The following is an 18,964-nucleotide window of genomic DNA, read 5'->3' as shown; positions in this document are numbered from 1 at the left end:
CCGCTGTAATAACGTCCAATCCCGGTTGGCGTCATCTCGGCGGAGGCTCGCTTGCGGCAGAGTGTTCTTCAATTCGGTTTCCTGGCCTGTGCGGCGATGGCGCTCGGCGGATGTGTGCAGCAGGGCACGGCCGGAGGCGCGGTCACCGGTGCAGCCGGTGGCGGGGCCAGCGTCGGCGCGGCGTCCAATCTCCAGCGTTGCGCCGAGCCCCTTGGCACCGTCGCCATCGATGACGGGCGCGAGCAGAGCTGGTGGGGTCCCTTCACCGCACGCACGCAGATCACCACGATCGAGCCGATGGTGCGGCTGGTCGTCCAGCAGTCCAACTGCTTCGTCATCACCGCCATGGGCAACAACCGACTCGAGAGCCGGATGCGCGGCATGATTGGCGACATGCGCAACAGCGGCGAGTTCCGCGCCGGCTCCAACATGCAGCGCGGCCAGCGCGTCGCGGCTGATCTCTTCATCGAGCCGGCGATCCTCTTCGCCAACCAGGATATGGGCGGACTCGGCGGCGGCGTCGGCGGATGGGGCGGCGTGGCGCTCGGCCTGGCGGGTGCGGCGATGTCCACCTCGGCGACCAACGTCACCCTCTCGGTCTTCGACATGCGGAGCGGCGTGCAGGTCGCAGCGTCGGAAGGCTCCTCCACAGCGACCAATTTCGGCGCGCTGGTCGGCGGGTTCGGGGCGACGGCGGGCGGCGTGCTCGGTGGCTACCAGCGCACGCCGGCGGGGCAGGCGACGGTCGCCGCCTTCGTCGATGCCTACAACAAGCTGGTTGTTGCGGTGCGCAACTACCGGGCGCAGGACGTGCGCGGCGGGCTGGGGACCGGCGGCGGTGCGCTGCGCTCACGCTAGCGCGGCAGGGCTCGCCGCCCTCGCGCTGCTGCTCCTCGGCTGCCAGCCCCGCATGGGCAGCCGCAGCGGCTTCGGCGCCAATGTCCAGGTCTGCGACGAGGCCGGCTGCCGCGTCCAGCCGCGCGAGGCGCAGACCCTGGTCGTCGGCGAGGATGAGCGGCTTCGGCGGCAGGCCGACCCCGATCTTTACCGTGGCGAGCCTGTCGCCGAGCTGCGCGCGGCCGCCGCCGGGGGTGATCCCGGCGCGGCCTATCGGCTCGGGCAGGCCTATGAGTTCGGCGCCGGCGGCCTGCCGCGCAGCGCCGGGCAGGCAGCGCGGCAATACGAGGTCGCGGCCAATGCCGGCATGCCCTTCGCCATGTTCCGCCTCGGGCGGCTGGCGGAGCAGGGGGCGGCGCCGGGTGGCCGGGCGCGGGCCATCCAGCTCTATACCGGGGCGGCGCAGGGCGGCGTGGCGCAGGCGGCGCACAATCTCGGCTTCCTCCACCTCGAAGGGAGGGGGGTGCCGCGTGACCTGGACGAGGCGGCGCGCTGGTTCACCCAGGCTGCCGAGAAGGGCGTCGCGGAGAGCCAGTACAATCTCGCCCTGATGTATTTCCGCGGCGAGGGCGTGTCCCGCCGGCCCTACGAGGCGCTGCAATGGATGCGGCGTTCGGCGCAGAACGGCTTCCTGCCGGCGCAGAAGGCGGTCGGCCGGCTCTACATGACCGGGCTCGAGGAGATGGGCCAGGACCTCGGTGAGGCGCGCAGCTGGCTTTCCCTCGCGGCCAGCCGCGGCGACGCCGATTCGAGGCGGTGGCTGCAACAGGTCGAGCAGGCGGAGCGCGCCGAGCGCGACTACCAGCGGAGCCTGTCGATGCAGGCGCAGCAGACCCAGGCCATGTGGGCCTCGGTGGCGCTGGCGGCCGCGCTCGCCCCGCCGCCGGTCACGGTGGTGATGTACTGAGAAGCGCTTGACACCTGGGGCGCAGGGCCATACACCCCGCCTCCTGTCGCGGGCGGGTGTAGCTCAGTTGGTTAGAGCGCCGGCCTGTCACGCCGGAGGTCGCGGGTTCGAGCCCCGTCACTCGCGCCACGCGACGGACTGCAACGACGGCGCCGCTCCTCAGGGGGCGGCGCCGTTGCCGCATTTGGGCCCTTTTCGTTCCGGGCCGACGTCGCCAAATCTGGTCCAGAAGACGGCGTTCCCCCTATAGCGGAGCAGGCGGGCCAGGGCTAATGTCCGGCCGCGCTGCGCTGCGGCAAGGCGGGACCGATGCTCGATCCTGACCTCGAAAGGCTGCCCCGGCGCGTCTGTGGGCGGAGCAAACATGACCCAGCCGCTGCTGGCCGATTATTTCCCGATCCTGGTCTTCCTGGCCATCGCCGGCGCCATCGCCGCCGCCATGGTGGGCGGCAGCCTCCTTGTGGCGCGGCAGAAGCCGAACCCGGAGAAGCTCTCGGCCTATGAGTGCGGCTTCGAGCCCTTCGACGACACGCGCCGGCGCTTCGATGTCCGCTTCTACCTCGTGGCCATCCTTTTCATCATCTTCGACCTGGAAGTGGCCTTCCTCTTCCCCTGGGCGATCGCGCTGGGCGACATCGGCTGGTTCGGCTTCCTTTCGATGTTGGCTTTCCTCGGCGTCCTGACGGTCGGCTTCGTCTACGAGTGGCGCAAGGGCGCCCTGGACTGGGAGTGATGGCTCGGCCGTCCCCACCGGAGACCCATATGAACGAGAACACGGACACCATCGCCTGGAACCGCGATCACCTGGCGCCCGGTGCGGCACAGGATGCGGTGGTCAAGGGCATCACCGGCGAGATCGAGGACAAGGGCTTCGTCGTCGCCAACCTCGACAAGGTGGTGAACTGGGCCCGCACCGGCAGCCTCTGGCCGATGACCTTCGGCCTGGCCTGCTGCGCGGTGCCGATGATCCACGCCTATATGGCGCGCTACGACCTTGACCGGCTCGGCGTCATCCCGCGCGGCTCGCCACGGCAGTCGGACGTGATGATCGTCGCCGGCACGCTGACCAACAAGATGGCCCCGGCGCTGCGCAAGGTCTACGACCAGATGAGCGAGCCGCGCTGGGTCATCAGCATGGGCAGCTGCGCCAATGGCGGCGGCTACTACCACTACAGCTACAGCGTGGTGCGTGGCTGCGACCGCATCGTGCCGGTCGATGTCTATGTGCCCGGCTGCCCGCCGACGGCCGAGGGGCTGATCTACGGCATCCTGCAGCTGCAGAAGAAGATCCGGCGCTCGGGGACGATCCTTCGTGGCTGAGAACGCAATCCCGACTGAGCTGGGCGAGGCCGTGCAGGCCGCGCTGCCCGGCAGCCGCATCGCCGTCGAGCGCGGCGCCGAGCTGGTCGTGGCCCTGCCGCGCGAGGGGCTGGTCGCGGCGATGCTGCGGCTGCGCGACGAGTTCCATTTCGAGCAGCTCATGGACCTCTGCGGGACGGACTGGCCGAACCGGCCGCTCCGCTTCGAGGTGGTCTACAACCTGCTCAGCCTCTCGCAGAACCGGCGCATCCGCGTGGTCGTCTCGACCGATGCGGCGACGCCGGTGCCGAGCATCGCCTCCGTCTGGCCCTGCGCCACTTGGTACGAGCGCGAGGCCTGGGACATGTACGGCGTCGTCTTCGAGGGCCAGACCGACCTGCGCCGGCTGCTGACGGATTATGGCTTCGAGGGCCATCCGCTGCGCAAGGACTTCCCGCTCACCGGCCATGTCGAGGTGCGCTGGGACGAGGAGCGCAAGCAGGTGGTCTACGAGCCGGTGAAGCTTCAGCAGGACTGGCGCGTCTTCGATTTCCTCTCGCCCTGGGAAGGCATGACGACGCTGCCCGGCGACGAGAAGGTCCATCTCAACCGCATCGAAGGGGACAAGGCATGAGCGGCAGTTCCGCCATGGCCTCGGAGGCGGGGCCGCTGACCTCCGCCGCCGATCCGGCCAGCATGCCGTCCGCGACCGGCACCTCGAACGAGGTGAAGACGGTCGAGGTCGACAGCCACACGATCAATTTCGGCCCGCAGCACCCGGCGGCGCATGGCGTGCTCCGCCTCATCCTCGAGATGAAGGGCGAGATGGTGGAGCGTGCCGACCCGCATATCGGCCTGCTGCATCGCGGCACCGAGAAGCTGATCGAGTCGAAGACCTATCTCCAGGCGATGCCCTATATGGACCGCCTGGATTATGTCAGCCCGATGTGCATGGAGCACAGCTGGGTGCTGGCGGTGGAGCGGCTGCTGCGCATCGAGAACGACGTGCCGGAGCGCGCCCGCGTCATCCGCACCATGTTCGCCGAGCTGACGCGCATCCTGAACCACCTGCTGAACGTGACGACCTATGCGCTCGATTGCGGCGCTATCACGCCGGCGCTCTGGGGCTTCGAGCAGCGCGAGCATCTGCTGGAATTCTACGAGGCGGCGGGCGGCAGCCACTACCACGTCAACTACTTCCGGCCCGGCGGCGTCTCGCGCGACCTGCCGGCGGGGCTGACGGATCGCATCGCAGGCTGGGCGGCGCAATTCCCGAAATTCCTCGACGATCTCGAGGGGCTGCTGACCAACAATCGCATCTTCAAGCAACGCACAGTGGATATCGGCATCATGAGCGCCGAGATGGCGATGGAGTGGGGCTTCTCCGGCCCGTGCCTCCGCGCCTCGGGCGTGCCCTGGGACCTGCGCAAGTCGCAGCCCTACGAGATCTACGGCGAGCTCGACTTCGACATCCCCGTGGGCCGGCAGGGCGACTGCTATGATCGCTATCTCGTCCGCATGATGGAGATGCGGCAGAGCCTTCGCATCGTGCATCAATGCCTCAGGCGGCTGAAGCCAGGGCCGATCAAGATCCTCGACAACAAGATCGTCCCGCCGAAGCGCGGCGAGATGAAGCGGTCGATGGAGTCGCTGATTCACCACTTCAAGCTCTACACCGAGGGCTTCCATGTGCCGGAGGGCACGACCTACACCGTGACCGAGGCGCCGAAGGGCGAGTTCGGCATGTACCTGGTCGCCGACGGGACCAACCGGCCCTACCGCTGCAAGGTCCGGGCGCCGGGCTTCGCCCATCTGCAGGCCATGGAGGTGCTCTCCAAGGGGCATATGCTGGCCGATGCAGTGGCGATCATCGGCTCGCTCGACATTGTCTTCGGGGAGATCGATCGCTGATGGACGCCGAGCTCTCGACCGCGACCGAAATCTCGCAGCCGGAAAGCTTCTCCTTCGACGAGGAGAGCCTGAAGGCGATCGATGCCATCCTGAAGCGCTACCCGCCGGGCAAGCAGGCGAGCGCCGTCATCCCGCTGCTCTATGTCGTGCAGCGGCAGGTGAAGCGGCAGACCGGCAGCGCCTGGGTGCCGAACAAGGGCATGGATGCGGTGGCGGAGCGGCTCGGCATGGCGCCGATCCGCGTCTACGAGGTCGCCACCTTCTACTTCATGTTCAACATGAAGCCGATCGGGAGGCACCACCTCCAGGTCTGCGCCACGACGCCCTGCTGGCTGCGTGGCTCGGACGAGGTGTCGCGCGCCTGCCGCGAGGCCGGCAAGCTCGGCGGCTGGGGCCAGACCAGCGAGGACGGGATGTTCACCCTGTCCGAGGTAGAGTGCCTCGGCGGCTGCGTGAACGCGCCCATCCTTCAGGTCGACGACGATTACTACGAAGACATGGATTACGAGAGCACGGTCAAGCTGATCGAGGCGCTGCGGCGCGGCGAGAAGCCGGCGCCCGGCTCCGTCATCGGGCGCCAGGCGAGCGCACCGGTCGGCGGGCCGCAGACGCTGCTGGACGTGCCAGGAGAGTAAGATGGCGCTGACCGACAAGGACCGCATCTTCACCAACCTCTACGGGCTGCAGGACTGGCGCCTGGAAGCTGCGCGCAAACGCGGCCAATGGGACGGCACCAAGGCGCTCATCGAGAAGGGGCGAGACTGGATCATCGAGGAGGTCAAGAATTCGGGGCTGCGCGGCCGCGGCGGCGCCGGCTTCCCGACCGGCCTCAAATGGTCCTTCATGCCGAAGCAGGCGAGCGAGCGGCCCCACTACCTCATCGTCAACGCCGATGAGTCGGAGCCTGGCACCTGCAAGGACCGCGACATCCTGCGGCACGATCCGCACACGCTGGTCGAGGGGTGCCTGATCGCCGGCGTCGCCATGGGCGCGCATGTCGGCTACATCTATGTGCGCGGCGAGTATTATAACGAGCATCTCGTCCTGCAGGCGGCGATCGACGAGGCCTATGCGGCGGGGCTGCTCGGCCCGAATGCCTGTGGCGCGGGCTGGGATTTCGACCTCTACGTCCATCGTGGCGCGGGCGCCTATATCTGCGGCGAGGAGACGGCGCTCATCGAGAGCCTCGAGGGCAAGAAGGGCATGCCGCGGCTGAAGCCGCCCTTCCCGGCGGCGGTCGGCCTCTATGGCTGCCCCTCGACGGTGAACAATGTCGAGACCATCGCGGTGGTGCCGACCATCCTGCGGCGCGGCGCGCCCTGGTTCGCCGGCTTCGGCCGGCCGAAGAACAGCGGCACCAAGATTTTCTGCATCCAGGGCCACGTGAACAAGCCCTGCAATGTGGAGGAGGAGATGTCGATCCCGCTGCGCGAGCTGATCGAGCGGCATGCGGGCGGCGTGCGCGGCGGCTGGGACAACCTGCTCGCCGTCATCCCGGGCGGCAGCTCCACGCCGATGATCCCGAAAGCCGTCTGTGACGACGTGCTGATGGATTTCGATGCGTTGCGCGAGCACAAGACCGGCCTCGGCACGGCGGGCGTGATCGTAATGGACAAGTCCACCGACCTCATCAAGGCGATTGCTCGGCTCTCGACCTTCTACAAGCATGAGAGCTGCGGCCAGTGCACCCCGTGCCGCGAGGGCATGGGCTGGGTGAAGCGCATGATGGACCGCATGGTCGAGGGTCGCGCCGAGGTGGCCGAGATCGACGTGCTGGAGCAGGTGACGCGGCAGATCGAGGGGCACACGATCTGTGCGCTTGCCGATGGCGGCGTCTGGCCGGTGCAGGGGCTGATCCGGCACTTCCGGCCGATGATGGAAGAGCGTATTGCCGCCTACAAGGCGGGCAAGGCCGCGCCCACGATGGCGCTGGCGGCGGAGTAGGACTATGGCAAAGGTCACCGTCGACGGGATCGAGGTGGAGGTGCCGAACGGCGTCTCCGTCCTCCAAGCCTGCGAGGCAGCGGGGAAGGAGATTCCCCGCTTCTGTTATCATGAGCGGCTGAGCGTCGCCGGTAATTGCCGGATGTGCCTGGTCGAGGTCGAGAAGGCGCCGAAGCCCATCGCCTCCTGCGCCTATCCGGTCGCGGACGGGATGAAGGTCTTCACCGACAGCCCGATGGTCCGCAACGGCCGCCGCGGCGTCATGGAATTCTTGCTGATCAACCACCCGCTGGACTGCCCGATCTGCGACCAGGGCGGCGAGTGCGACCTGCAGGACCTGGCCATCGCCTTCGGTGGCGATGCCAGCCGCTACCGCGAAGAGAAGCGGGCGGTGAAGGACAAGTATCTCGGCCCGCTGGTCAAGACGGTCATGAACCGCTGCATCCAGTGCACCCGTTGCGTGCGCTTCGCCACCGAGGTTGCCGGCGTGCCGGAACTCGGCGCGACGAACCGCGGCGAGAACATGGAAATCGGCACCTATGTCGAGAAGGCGCTGACCACCGAACTCTCCGGCAACCTGATCGACATCTGCCCGGTTGGCGCGCTGACCTCGCGCCCCTATGCCTATGTCAGCCGTCCCTGGGAGCTGCGGAAGACCGACAGCGTGGACGTGCTCGACGCGACCGGCACCAACATCCGCGTCGATGCCCGGGCGGGCGAGGTGCTGCGCATCCTGCCGCGCACGAATGACGACGTGAACGAGGAATGGATGGCCGATCGCGGCCGCTTCGCCTTCGACGGGCTGAAGCGCCGCCGGCTGGACCGGCCCTGGGTGCGCCAGGGCGGCAAGCTGAAGCCGGCGAGCTGGGCGGAGGCCTTCACCGCCATCGCCGCCGGGATCAAGGGGCGGAAGATCGGCGCCATTGCCGGCGAGCTGGCCGATGCCGAGGCAACGGTGGCGTTGCGCGACCTGATGGCGGCGCTCGGCAGCAACCACTTGGAATGCCGCACGGATGGCGCGGCGATCGATGGCTCGCGGCGCGACTTCTACACCTTCAATACCGGCATCGTCGGCATCGAGGAGGCGGATGCGCTGCTGATCATCGGCAGCAACCCGCGGGTCGAGGCGCCGGTGATCAATGCGCGCATCCGCAAGCGCGTGGCGACGGGCGGGATCCCGGTCGGCTTCATCGGGCCGCGCGGGCTGAACCTGACCTATGCGCATGACTGGCTGGGGGATGGGGGGGCAACCCTCAGCGCCCTGGTCGGCGGCCAGCATCGTTTCAACGAGGTGCTGCGCGCGGCGAAGCGGCCGATGCTGATCCTCGGCCGCGGCGCGCTGGCGCGGCCGGATGGCGCGGCGGTGCTGGCGGCCGCGTGGCAGGTCGCGGTGAAGGGCGAGATGCTTCAGGCCGACTGGCACGGCTTCAACCTGCTGCATCAGTTCGGCGGGCAGGTGGCGCCGCTCGACCTCGGCTTCACCACCGGCATCCCGGCGGATGTCGAAGCCGTCTGGCTGCTGGGCGCGGAGCCGGTTGGCGTGCCCGAGGGCGCCTTCGTCATCTACCAGGGCCATCACGGCGAGGCCGGCGCGGCGCGGGCGGATGTCATCCTCCCCGGCGCGGCCTATACCGAGAAGGACGCAACCTGGGTCAACACGGAGGGCCGGGTGCAGCGCGGACGGCTTGCCGTCTACCCGCCGGGCGAGGCGCGGGAGGACTGGAAGATCCTGCGTGCCGCCAGCGAGGTCCTCGGCCTGCGGCTGCCCTATGACTCGCTCGACGGCGTCCGGGCGCGGCTGGCCGAGGTCAATCCGGTGTTCGGCAAGCCCGGCTTCGCGGCGCATGGCTGCACCGACATGGCGGGGCCGGCGGGCGATGCCGGTGCCGTCGCGGAGGCCGCCTTCGACACGACGATCCACAATTACTGGCAGGCGGATCCGATCAGCCGCGCATCCGCCACCATGGCGGAATGCGCGCGCACCTACCTGCCCCAGGCAGCGGAGTAGGCGGGGATGGACGGCTTCCTCGCCTCACCGGTTGGCATCCTGGCCATCACTGTCGCGCAGACGCTGGCGCTGCTGGTGCCGGTGTTGATCGCCGTCGCCTACCTCACGCTCGCCGAGCGCAAGGTGCTGGCGGCGATGCAGTTGCGCCGCGGGCCGAATGTGGTGGGCCCCTTCGGCCTGCTGCAGCCCTTCGCCGATGCGCTGAAGATGCTGATGAAGGAGACGATCGTCCCCTCCGGGGCCAATCGCTTCCTCTTCATCCTGGCGCCGATCCTGCTCTTCATGCTGGCGATGATCGCCTGGGCGGTGATCCCGGTGCAGGATGGCTGGGCGATCGCCGACATCAATGTCGGCATCCTCTACCTCTTCGCCGTCAGCTCGCTCGGCGTCTACGGCATCATCATCGCCGGTTGGGCAAGCAACTCGAAATACGCCTTCCTCGGCGCGCTGCGTTCGGCGGCGCAGATGGTGAGCTACGAGGTCTCGATCGGCTTCGTCATCGTCACCGTGCTGCTCTGCGTCGGCTCGCTGAACTTGTCGGACATCGTGCGGGCGCAGGAGCGGGTGTGGTTCTTCATCCCGCTTTTCCCGATGTTCATCATCTTCTTCATCAGCGCGCTGGCCGAGACCAACCGCGCGCCCTTCGACCTGCCGGAGGGCGAGAGCGAGCTGGTGGCCGGCTTCTTCGTCGAATACAGCAGCATGACCTTCGCGCTGTTCTTTCTCGGCGAATACGCGAACATGATCCTGATGTCGGCGCTGACCACCATCCTGTTCCTGGGTGGCTGGCATCCGCCGATGCATGTGGTGCCCTTCACCTGGATTCCGGGCTTCGTCTGGTTTGCGCTGAAGATCGCGCTGCTGCTCTTCGTCTTCATCTGGGTCCGGGCGACCTTCCCGCGCTACCGCTACGACCAGCTCATGCGCCTCGGCTGGAAGGTGTTCCTGCCTTTCAGCTTGGTCTGGCTGGTGCTGACGGCGGCGGTGCTGAAGCTCGCCGGCTGGCTCCCGGCCTAAGGATATCCCGCCATGGCAAGCCTCGACCGCGCCGCCCGCAGCCTACTGCTCTCCGAGCTGGTTTCGGGCATGGCCCTGACCTTGAAGTACTTCTTCAAGCCCAAGGTCACCATCAACTACCCCTATGAGAAGGGCCCGCTCAGCCCCCGCTTCAAGGGCGAGCACGCGTTGCGCCGCTACCCGAACGGCGAGGAGCGTTGCATCGCCTGCAAGCTCTGCGAAGCGGTCTGTCCCGCCCAGGCCATCACCATCGAGGCCGAGCCGCGCGAGGATGGCAGCCGCCGCACGACGCGCTACGACATCGACATGACCAAGTGCATCTATTGCGGCATGTGCGAGGAAGCCTGCCCGGTGGACGCCATCGTCGAAGGACCGAATTTCGAGTTCAGCGTCGAGACACGCGAGGAGCTGATGTACGACAAGACCCGGCTGCTCGCGAATGGCGACCGCTGGGAGCCGGAGCTGGCCAAGCGGCTTGAACTCGACGCCCCCTATCGCTGAAGCGGAAGCCCCGATGATCGCCGCGCTCGCCTTTTACCTCTTCGCGGCCATCCTGATCGCCTCCGCGGTCATGGTGGTCACGGCACGCAACCCGGTCCACAGCGTGCTCTTTCTGATCCTCGCCTTCTTCAATGCGGCGGCGCTGTTCCTGATTGCAGGGGCCGAGTTCCTGGCGATGATCCTAGTCATCGTCTATGTGGGCGCGGTCGCGGTGCTCTTCCTCTTCGTGGTCATGATGCTGGACATCGACTTCGCCCGCTTGCGCGAAGGCTTCCAGCGCTACGCCCCGATCGGCGCCATCATCGGCGGCATCCTCTTCCTCGAGCTGATCTTCGTCGTCGGCAGCTGGGGCTTCTCCAACCAGGCGAGCGAGCTGCGGCTGGCGCCCAACCCGGGCGGCGGCGTGACCAATGCCGAGGCGATCGGGCGCATCCTTTATACGGACTATGTCTACCTCTTCCAGGCCTCCGGCCTGGTGCTGCTGGTGGCGATGATCGGCGCCATCGTGCTGACCCACAGGCAGCGCGAGGGCACGAAGCGGCAGAACATCGCCTCCCAGGTCTACCGCACCGGCTCCGTTGCGCTGGAAAAGGTGCCGAGCGGCACCGGCATCGCCGCCCTCGGCATCCGCCGCCCGCCGCAGCCGGAGCCCGAGGCGCCCAAGGTCACGCATGAGTCCGGGCACGGAGGGCATCAGTGACATGGTCATCGGCCTCGCCCACTACCTGACCGTCAGCGCCATCCTGCTGGTGCTCGGCGTCTTCGGCATCTTCATGAACCGGAAGAACGTCATCGTCATCCTGATGAGCGTGGAGCTGATCCTGCTCGCGGTGAACCTGAACTTCGTTGCTTTCTCCGCCAGGCTGGACGACCTGAACGGGCAGATCTTCGCCATGTTCGTCCTCACCGTGGCGGCGGCGGAGGCGGCTATCGGGCTTGCCATCGTGGTCATCTACTTCCGCAACCGCGGCAGCATCGAGGTCGAGGATATCTCGACGCTGAAGGGCTGAACCCATGTTCGTCGGCGCGATCTTCTTTCCCCTGCTGGGGGCCTGCCTCAGCGGCTTCCTCGGCCGCTGGCTCGGCGACAGGCTGGCCCAGTGGTCGACCGTCATCTGCATGGCGCTGGCCGCCGTCTGCGGCATCCTCGCCTTCGGGCAGGTGGCCTTCGACAGCCAGCCGACGACGGTGCCGCTGCTGACCTGGATGGATGTCGGCGGGCTCGAGGTCTCCTGGGCGCTCCGCTACGACACGCTGAGCGTCGTGATGGTGGCGATGGTCACCTTCATCTCGACGCTGATCCACCTCTACTCGGTCGGCTACATGTCGCATGACGCGACGCCGGCACGCTTCTTCGCCTATCTCAGCCTCTTCACCTTCATGATGCTGATGCTGGTGACGGCGGACAACCTGGCGCAGCTCTTCTTCGGCTGGGAGGGCGTCGGCCTCGCCTCCTACCTGCTGATCGGCTACTGGTACGACCGCGAGAGCGCCAACCGCGCGGCGATGAAGGCCTTCATCGTCAACCGCGTCGGCGACGTCTTCTTCATGCTGGGGCTGGCGCTGACCTTCTACACCTTCGGCAGCATCGAGTTCGACACGATCTTCTCCTCGGTCGCCGAGCACGCGAATGACCGCTTCGGCGGGCTGCCTTCGGTCGAGCTGATCGGCGTGCTGCTCTTCCTCGGCGCCTGCGGCAAGTCGGCGCAGCTTGGCCTGCACACCTGGCTGCCGGATGCGATGGAGGGGCCGACGCCCGTCTCCGCCCTCATCCATGCGGCGACGATGGTGACGGCCGGCGTCTTCCTCATGGCCCGCATGTCGCCGCTGATGGAGTTCGCGCCCGTGGCGCTCGCCATCGTCACCGTGGTCGGCGCCTCGACCGCGCTTTTCGCGGCGACGATCGGCTGCGTGCAGAACGACATCAAGCGCATCATCGCCTATTCGACCTGCTCGCAGCTCGGCTACATGTTCTTCGCCGCCGGCGTGGGCGCCTATCAGGTCTCGATCTTCCACCTCTTCACCCATGCCTTCTTCAAGGCCCTGCTCTTCCTCGGCGCCGGCAGCGTGATCCACGCCATGTCGGATGAGCAGGACATCCGGAAGATGGGCGGCATTTGGACCAAAACTCCGGTTACCTATGCGGTCATGTGGGTCGGCAGCCTGGCGCTGGCCGGCATTCCCTTCTTCGCCGGCTATTATTCGAAGGATGCCATTCTCGAGGCGGCCTATGCCTCCCATAGCGTGACGGGCGGCTATGCCTGGGTCTGCGGCATGCTGGCCGCCTTCCTCACCGCCTTCTATTCCTGGCGCCTGCTGATTCTCACCTTCCACGGCAAGCCGCGGGCGGACCGGCACACCATGGAGCATGTGCATGAGAGCCCGCTGGTGATGTTGATCCCGCTGCTGGTGCTCGCGGTCGGCGCCATCCTGGCCGGCGCCATCTTTGCGCCCTTCTTCGTCGGCGAGCATGAGCACGCCTTCTGGCACGGCGCGATCTTCAACGGCGAGCACAACCACATCATGCACGCCATGCACGAGGTCCCGGCCTGGGTGCCGCTGGCGCCGACCGTCATGGGCATCGGCGGCATCGCGCTCGCCTATCTGATGTACATGGCGATGCCCGGCCTGCCGACGCGGCTGGCGCAGATGTTCAGCGCCCGGCCGCAGCTGGTCCGCAGCCTGCCGCTGATCCCGCAGGAGGGCGCCGAGCAGCAGACCGAGCCGAACCCGGGCGGGCTCTATGGCTTCCTTTTGAAGAAGTGGTATTTCGACGAGCTCTACGACTTCCTTTTCGTCCGGCCGGCGCGAAGCCTCGCGCAGCGGCTCTGGAAGACCGGGGATGCCAGGATCATCGACGGGATGCCGAATGGCGCGGCAAGCCTCGCCGTCGCCGGGTCGCGCGGCGCGGTCCGCATCCAAACCGGGCGGGTGGCGAACTACGCCTTCGCCATGATCATCGGCCTCGTCCTCTTCGTCACCCTCTTCCTGATCGGGCGCTGAGAATGAACGCCGCCGGCTTCCCGCTGCTCTCGCTGCTGACCTTCCTGCCGCTGGCGGGTGCGGCCATCATCATGTCCGTGCGCGGCGACGATGAGGTCATCGCCCGCAACGCCCGCTGGACCGCGCTCTGGACCAGCCTGATCGTCTTCCTGCTCAGCCTCATCCTCTGGGCCCGCTTCGACCAGGCCTCGGCCGCCTTCCAATTCGAGGAGAAGCTGGAGTGGCTGCCGGAATTCGGCGTGGGCTACCATATGGGCGTCGACGGCATCTCGGTGCTCTTCGTCCTGCTGTCGACGGCGCTAACGCCGCTTTGCATCCTCGCCTCCTGGGAGTCGGTGACGTCCCGCGTGCGCGAGTACATGGTCGCCTTCCTCGTCCTCGAGACGATGATGGTCGGCATGTTCAGCGCCCTTGACTTCATCGTCTTCTACGTCTTCTTCGAGGCCGTGCTGATCCCGATGTTCCTTATCATCGGCGTCTGGGGCGGGGCGCGGCGCGTCTATGCGGCCTTCAAGTTCTTCCTCTATACGCTGCTCGGCAGCGTGCTGATGCTGCTGGCCATCCTCTATCTCTGGTACAATGCAGGCACGACCGACATCCCGGCCTTGTTCCAGTACCAAGTGCCGCGGGCGGCCCAGGCCTGGATCTTTTTCGCCTTCTTCGCCAGCTTCGCGGTGAAGGTGCCGATGTGGCCGGTGCATACCTGGCTGCCCGATGCGCATGTGGAGGCGCCGACCGCCGGCTCCGTCATCCTGGCCGGGGTGCTGCTGAAGATGGGGGCCTATGGCTTCCTCCGCTTCACCCTGCCGCTGCTGCCGGAGGCGAGCGCGATGTTCGCGCCGCTGATCTTCGCCCTTTCGGTCATCGCCGTGGTCTACACCTCTCTCGTGGCCCTAGCGCAGGAGGACATGAAGAAGCTGATCGCCTACAGCTCGGTCGCCCATATGGGCATCGTGACGATCGGCATCTTCACCTTCAACCAGCAGGGGTTGTCGGGCGCGCTCTTCACGATGCTGGCGCATGGCGTCGTCTCCGGCGCGCTCTTCCTCTGCGTCGGGGTGCTTTATGACCGCGTCCATAGCCGCGAGATCCTGCGCTATGGCGGCGTCGCCAAGGTCATGCCGGCCTATGCGCTGGTCTTCATGCTCTTTACCATGGCCTCCGTCGGCCTGCCGGGCCTCGCCAATTTCGTCGGCGAGTTCCTGGTGATCGTCGGCGCCTGGCGGGTAAATCCCTGGGTCGCCTTCGGCGCGGCGCTCGGCATGATCCTCGGCGCGGCCTACATGCTCTACCTCTACCGCCGGGTCTCCTTCGGGAAGATGACGCGGGAGGACCTCAAGGCGCTGCTCGACCTCAGCCCACGGGAATATGCCGTCTTTGCGCCGCTGATCGCGCTGACGCTCTGGATGGGCATCTATCCGCAGCCCTTCCTCTCCTTCTTCGAGGCCAGCGTCGCGGCGCTGGTCGCGCGGCACGAGGCTGCGCTGAACATCAGCCGCCTGGCGGGAATGTAAGCCGATGTCCTGGACCCTCGCCCTGCCGGAACTCGTGCTCGGCTGCAGCGGCCTCGTGCTGCTGCTGGCCGGCGTGATCCCGAAGCAGGAAACCTTCTTCCCCGTCACCATGGGCGCGATCGGCGCGCTGATCCTCGCCGCCGTGCTGGTGCTTGGCCAGGGGGAGGGGACGGCGCTGAACGGCCACTACGTCGCCGACAGCTTCAGCGGCTTCATGAAGATCCTCTCTCTCGGCGCGGCGGCCATCTCGCTGCTGGTCTCGCTCGATTTCAACGAGAAAGAGGGGCTGGGGCGGTTCGAGTTCCCCGTGCTCGTCGTCTTCGCCAGCCTCGGCGCGATGCTGATGATCTCGGCGAATGACCTGATGGCGCTCTATCTGGGGCTCGAGCTGCTCTCCCTGCCGCTCTACGTCATAGCGTCCTTCAACCGCGACAACGCTCGCTCCGCGGAGGCCGGCCTTAAGTATTTCGTCCTCGGCGCGCTCGCCTCGGGCCTGCTGCTCTACGGCAGCTCGCTGGTCTATGGCTTCGCGGGGACAACCAACTTCGACCGGCTGGCAGATGCCTTCTCGGCCTCGCAGGACACCTCGCCCGGCGTCGTGGTCGGCGTGGTCTTCGTCATTGCAGGCCTCGCCTTCAAGGTCTCGGCCGTGCCCTTCCACATGTGGACGCCCGACGTCTATGAGGGCGCGCCGACGCCGGTGACGGCTTATTTCGCCTCTGCCCCCAAGGTGGCCGCCATCGCGCTGCTGGCCCGCGTGCTGCTCGGGCCCTTTGGCGATCTCGCGGCGCAGTGGCAGCAGGTGATCCTGCTCGTCTCCATCGGCTCGATGATCCTCGGCAGCTTCGCCGCCATCGGCCAGACCAATCTGAAGCGGCTGATGGCCTATTCCTCCATCGGCCATGTTGGCTATGCGTTGATGGGCCTCGCCGTCGGCAGCGATATCGGGCTGCGCGGGTTGCTGGTCTACATGGCGATCTATGTCTTCATGAACATGGGCAGCTTCGCCGTGCTGGTCGCCATGCGGCGGCAGGGCAAGGCAGTTGAGCGGGTCGACGACCTCGCCGGCCTCGGCCGGACCGATCCGACCATGGCGCTCTGGATGGCCGTCTTCATGTTCTCGATGGCCGGTATCCCGCCGCTCGCCGGCTTCTTCGGCAAGCTTTACGTCTTCCTCGCCGCGGTGCAGGGCGGGTACTGGACGCTCGCGGTCATCGGCGTGCTGACCAGCGTCGTCTCGGCCTATTACTATCTCCGCATCGTGAAGGTGATGTATTTCGACCAGGCGGTGGGCGCGCTAGATCGCGCGCCGGCCAGCCTCACCATCGTGATGGCGGGCACGGGCCTCTTCACCCTGCTCTTCTGCCTCTGGCCGGCGCCGATGCTGGCCGCGGCGCAGGCGGCGGCCGCCGCGCTGCTGGGGTGACGCTGCCACCGGGCTGGCGGCTGGAGGTGCATGCGGCCCTGCCGAGCACTTCCGACCGCGTCGCGGCCGCGGCCGAAGCCGGGGAGCCGGCCGGCCTCGCCGTGCTGGCCCTCGAGCAGACGGCCGGGCGGGGCCGCTCGGGCCGCGCCTGGGCCTCGCCGCCCGGCAACCTCTACTGTTCGATGTTGCTGCGGCCGACAGGGCCCGCGCGGGAGTCGGCGCAATGGTCGCTGCTCGCCGGCGTCGCCCTGGCCGAGGCGACGGCGGAGATCGATCCGGAGCCCTCGGCCCTTCGCCTCAAATGGCCGAACGACCTGTTGCGTCGTGGGGCCAAATGCGCCGGCATCCTGGCCGAGACGGCCCTCGACCCGGAAGGCCGCCTGGCCTGGCTGAGCCTCGGCATCGGGGTGAACCTCGCCCATGCGCCGCCTCTGCCGGACCGGCCGACCACCTGCATCGGCGCCGCCGAGCCGCCTGAGGCCTTTGCCGCGCGGCTGATCGCCCGGCTTGACCTATGGGTCCGGCGCCATGGCAGGGACGGCTTCAGCCCCGTCCGCGCCGCCTGGCTGGCCCTGGGCCCAACCCCCGGCACCCCGGTCACCCTGCGGGAAGGGCCGATCAAGGGCGGGGCCTTTGCTGGCCTCGCCGAGGATGGCGCCCTGCTGCTGGAGCGCGGCGGTGCGGTGCTCGCCATTCGCAGTGGTGAGATCCAGCGGCTTGGCTGAAGGCCGGCCGGCTCCCATCTCTCCTGCAACTGCCCTGCGCGATCCCGCTTTGCCAAGCGGAATCGCCCACGGACTCGCAATGGCACGAAAGGCTAAGGGCGCGCGCCGCAGGCGGCATTGCCCTAGAAGGTGGTGATGAACGATTTCCAGGCTTCGGCCCTCCCCGACGCAACCGACGACTTTGCCTTCATTCCGCTGGGCGGCACCGGCGAGATCGGTATGAACCTCAACGTCTATCGCAGTGACGGAAGGCTGCTGGCGATTGATTGCGGCATCGGCTTCGGCGGGCCCGAGATGCCGGAGGTCGAGGTCATGGTGCCCGACCCCGCCTGGCTGGCGGAGCGGCGGGACCGGCTGGTCGGCATGGTCATTACCCATGCGCACGAGGATCATATCGGCGCCGTCGCCCATCTTTGGCCGATGCTGCGCTGCCCGCTCTATGCCGGCCCTTTCGCCGCGGCCGTGCTGCGGCGGAAGCTGAACGAGGCCGGGCTCGGCAGCGAGGCGCGGGTCATTACCCTGCCGCTCAGCGGCCGGGTCGAGCTGAAGCCCTTCGACCTTGAATTCCTCCGCGTAGCGCATTCCATTCCGGAAGCCCAAGCGGTCGCCATCCGCACCCGGCACGGCCTCGTCCTCCATACCGGCGACTGGAAGCTGGATCCCGAGCCGCTGCTCGGCCCGCCGACCGACGAGGCCGCCTTCGCCCGCATCGGCGAGGAGGGCGTGCTGGCCATGGTCTGCGACTCGACCAATGCCCTGGTCGAGGGCCACAGCGGCTCCGAAGCCGAGGTGCGGCGGACGATGGAGGCGCTGATCCGCGGCCTGCGCGGCCGGGTCGCCGTCACCTGCTTCGCCACCAACCTGGCACGGGTCGAGAGCATCGCGCTCGCCGCCCAGGCGGCCGGCCGGCAGGTCGCGCTCTTCGGCCGGTCGCTGCGCAATGCCGAGGCGGCGGCGCGGGAATGCGGCTACCTGAAGGCCGTCGAGCCCTTCGTCCCGGAAGACGAGGCGGGTTTCATCCCGGACGACAACCTCCTGATCATCTGCACCGGCAGCCAGGGCGAGCCGCGCTCGGCGCTCGCCAAGATCGGTGCCGACACCCATCCCGCGATTGCGCTGGGGGAGGGGGATACGGTCATCTTCTCCTCCCGCATGATACCGGGCAACGAGCGCGGCATCCTGCAGATGCAGGACCAGCTTTCCCGCCGCGGCTGCCGGGTGATGACGGCCGATGACCACATGGTCCATGTCTCCGGCCACCCGGCGCGGGACGAGCTGCGGCGCCTCTACGCGCTGGTGAAGCCGAAATACGCGGTGCCGGTGCACGGGGAATGGCGCCACCTGTCCGAGCATGCCGCGCTTGCGCGGGAACTCGGCGCCGAGCCCATCCTGGTCGAGGATGGCGATGTCCTCCGCCTCACCCCGGGCCGGCCGGATGTGGTGGAGGGCGTGCCGACCGGCCGCCTCGCCGTCGACAACGGACGCCTTCTGCCGCTCTCGGGCGGGGTGCTGGCGGCGCGGAAGCGCATGCTCTTCAACGGCGTCGTCGTCGCCTCGCTGGCCGTCGACGGCGGCGGGCGGGTGCTCGGCTCGCCGCAGGTCTCGGCCCCCGGCCTCTTCGAGAGCGGGGAGACGGAAGCGGTGCAGATTGCCGCCGAGCTGGCCCGGGCGGTGACGGACCTGCCGATGCAGCTCAAGCGCGAGGACGATGCCCTGCGCGAGGCCGCCCGCAGCGCGCTGCGCAAGGCCATCGGCCGGCGGGTGCGCAAGCGCCCGAATGTCGAAGTCCACCTGCTGCGGGTGTGAGGGGCC

18 protein-coding genes and 1 tRNA gene are annotated in these 18,964 nt (G+C 67.8%); all 19 read left to right on the top strand.

Features of this window, described 5'->3' with window-relative positions; genetic code table 11:
- Nucleotides 1–51: 51 nt before the first annotated feature.
- The 19 genes from AC5JJ1_RS00195 (at nucleotide 52) to AC5JJ1_RS00105 (ending at nucleotide 18,958) form a co-directional block, all read left to right on the top strand.
- Entirely contained in the window at nucleotides 52–858 is an 807-nt protein-coding gene (locus AC5JJ1_RS00195) for a CsgG/HfaB family protein (protein WP_495783098.1), read from the top strand.
- Nucleotides 839–1,804, top strand: a complete 966-nt coding sequence (locus AC5JJ1_RS00190) for a tetratricopeptide repeat protein (protein ID WP_495783097.1) — start codon at nucleotides 839–841, stop codon at nucleotides 1,802–1,804. Before AC5JJ1_RS00195 ends, AC5JJ1_RS00190 begins: the two co-directional genes overlap by 20 nt.
- Nucleotides 1,805–1,856: 52 nt before the next feature.
- A tRNA-Asp gene (locus tag AC5JJ1_RS00185) sits at nucleotides 1,857–1,933 on the top strand.
- A gap of 235 nt (nucleotides 1,934–2,168) precedes the next feature.
- The gene (locus tag AC5JJ1_RS00180) at nucleotides 2,169–2,537 is read left to right on the top strand and encodes an NADH-quinone oxidoreductase subunit A (RefSeq protein WP_495783096.1); all 369 of its coding nucleotides are present in this window, start codon (nucleotides 2,169–2,171) and stop codon (nucleotides 2,535–2,537) included.
- 29 nt (nucleotides 2,538–2,566) lie between these two features.
- Nucleotides 2,567–3,124: a NuoB/complex I 20 kDa subunit family protein gene (locus AC5JJ1_RS00175; RefSeq protein ID WP_495783095.1), complete on the top strand. Its 558-nt coding sequence runs from the start codon at nucleotides 2,567–2,569 to the stop codon at nucleotides 3,122–3,124.
- Nucleotides 3,117–3,737 (top strand): NADH-quinone oxidoreductase subunit C, encoded by a 621-nt coding sequence (locus AC5JJ1_RS00170; RefSeq protein ID WP_495783094.1) that lies wholly within the window; start codon nucleotides 3,117–3,119, stop codon nucleotides 3,735–3,737. Before AC5JJ1_RS00175 ends, AC5JJ1_RS00170 begins: the two co-directional genes overlap by 8 nt.
- A gap of 62 nt (nucleotides 3,738–3,799) precedes the next feature.
- Nucleotides 3,800–5,014, top strand: coding sequence for an NADH-quinone oxidoreductase subunit D (locus AC5JJ1_RS00165; protein ID WP_495783107.1), 1,215 nt, complete (start codon nucleotides 3,800–3,802; stop codon nucleotides 5,012–5,014).
- On the top strand, nucleotides 5,014–5,649 hold the full coding sequence (locus AC5JJ1_RS00160; RefSeq protein ID WP_495783093.1) for a complex I 24 kDa subunit family protein: 636 nt from the start codon (nucleotides 5,014–5,016) through the stop codon (nucleotides 5,647–5,649). The genes AC5JJ1_RS00165 and AC5JJ1_RS00160 overlap by 1 nt, the downstream gene beginning before the upstream one ends.
- Nucleotide 5,650: 1 nt before the next feature.
- On the top strand, nucleotides 5,651–6,958 hold the full coding sequence (gene nuoF / locus AC5JJ1_RS00155) for an NADH-quinone oxidoreductase subunit NuoF (protein WP_495783092.1): 1,308 nt from the start codon (nucleotides 5,651–5,653) through the stop codon (nucleotides 6,956–6,958).
- 4 nt (nucleotides 6,959–6,962) lie between these two features.
- Entirely contained in the window at nucleotides 6,963–8,966 is a 2,004-nt protein-coding gene (gene nuoG / locus AC5JJ1_RS00150; RefSeq protein WP_495783091.1) for an NADH-quinone oxidoreductase subunit NuoG, read from the top strand.
- 6 nt (nucleotides 8,967–8,972) lie between these two features.
- Nucleotides 8,973–9,983, top strand: coding sequence for an NADH-quinone oxidoreductase subunit NuoH (gene nuoH / locus AC5JJ1_RS00145; protein ID WP_495783090.1), 1,011 nt, complete (start codon nucleotides 8,973–8,975; stop codon nucleotides 9,981–9,983).
- 12 nt (nucleotides 9,984–9,995) lie between these two features.
- A complete protein-coding gene (gene nuoI / locus AC5JJ1_RS00140) occupies nucleotides 9,996–10,484 on the top strand; it encodes an NADH-quinone oxidoreductase subunit NuoI (RefSeq protein WP_495783089.1) in 489 nt (162 codons plus the stop codon).
- A 13-nt stretch (nucleotides 10,485–10,497) separates the two neighbouring features.
- Entirely contained in the window at nucleotides 10,498–11,184 is a 687-nt protein-coding gene (locus AC5JJ1_RS00135; RefSeq protein WP_495783088.1) for an NADH-quinone oxidoreductase subunit J, read from the top strand.
- Nucleotides 11,156–11,494, top strand: coding sequence for an NADH-quinone oxidoreductase subunit NuoK (gene nuoK, locus AC5JJ1_RS00130; protein WP_495783087.1), 339 nt, complete (start codon nucleotides 11,156–11,158; stop codon nucleotides 11,492–11,494). Before AC5JJ1_RS00135 ends, nuoK begins: the two co-directional genes overlap by 29 nt.
- Nucleotides 11,495–11,498: 4 nt before the next feature.
- Nucleotides 11,499–13,487: an NADH-quinone oxidoreductase subunit L gene (gene nuoL, locus AC5JJ1_RS00125; protein ID WP_495783086.1), complete on the top strand. Its 1,989-nt coding sequence runs from the start codon at nucleotides 11,499–11,501 to the stop codon at nucleotides 13,485–13,487.
- Between the two features lie 2 nt (nucleotides 13,488–13,489).
- Nucleotides 13,490–15,001 carry an NADH-quinone oxidoreductase subunit M gene (locus AC5JJ1_RS00120; protein ID WP_495783085.1) on the top strand — a complete coding sequence of 504 codons (1,512 nt, stop codon included), beginning with the start codon at nucleotides 13,490–13,492 and terminating at the stop codon, nucleotides 14,999–15,001.
- 4 nt (nucleotides 15,002–15,005) lie between these two features.
- Nucleotides 15,006–16,427, top strand: coding sequence for an NADH-quinone oxidoreductase subunit NuoN (nuoN, locus tag AC5JJ1_RS00115; protein WP_495783084.1), 1,422 nt, complete (start codon nucleotides 15,006–15,008; stop codon nucleotides 16,425–16,427).
- On the top strand, nucleotides 16,424–17,152 hold the full coding sequence (locus tag AC5JJ1_RS00110) for a biotin--[acetyl-CoA-carboxylase] ligase (RefSeq protein WP_495783083.1): 729 nt from the start codon (nucleotides 16,424–16,426) through the stop codon (nucleotides 17,150–17,152). The genes nuoN and AC5JJ1_RS00110 overlap by 4 nt, the downstream gene beginning before the upstream one ends.
- A 135-nt stretch (nucleotides 17,153–17,287) precedes the next feature.
- Nucleotides 17,288–18,958: a ribonuclease J gene (locus AC5JJ1_RS00105; protein WP_495783082.1), complete on the top strand. Its 1,671-nt coding sequence runs from the start codon at nucleotides 17,288–17,290 to the stop codon at nucleotides 18,956–18,958.
- Nucleotides 18,959–18,964: the final 6 nt, after the last annotated feature.

The sequence above is a fragment of the Belnapia sp. genome (assembly GCF_059504005.1).
This window is presented reverse-complemented; position numbering and strand designations above follow the sequence as displayed.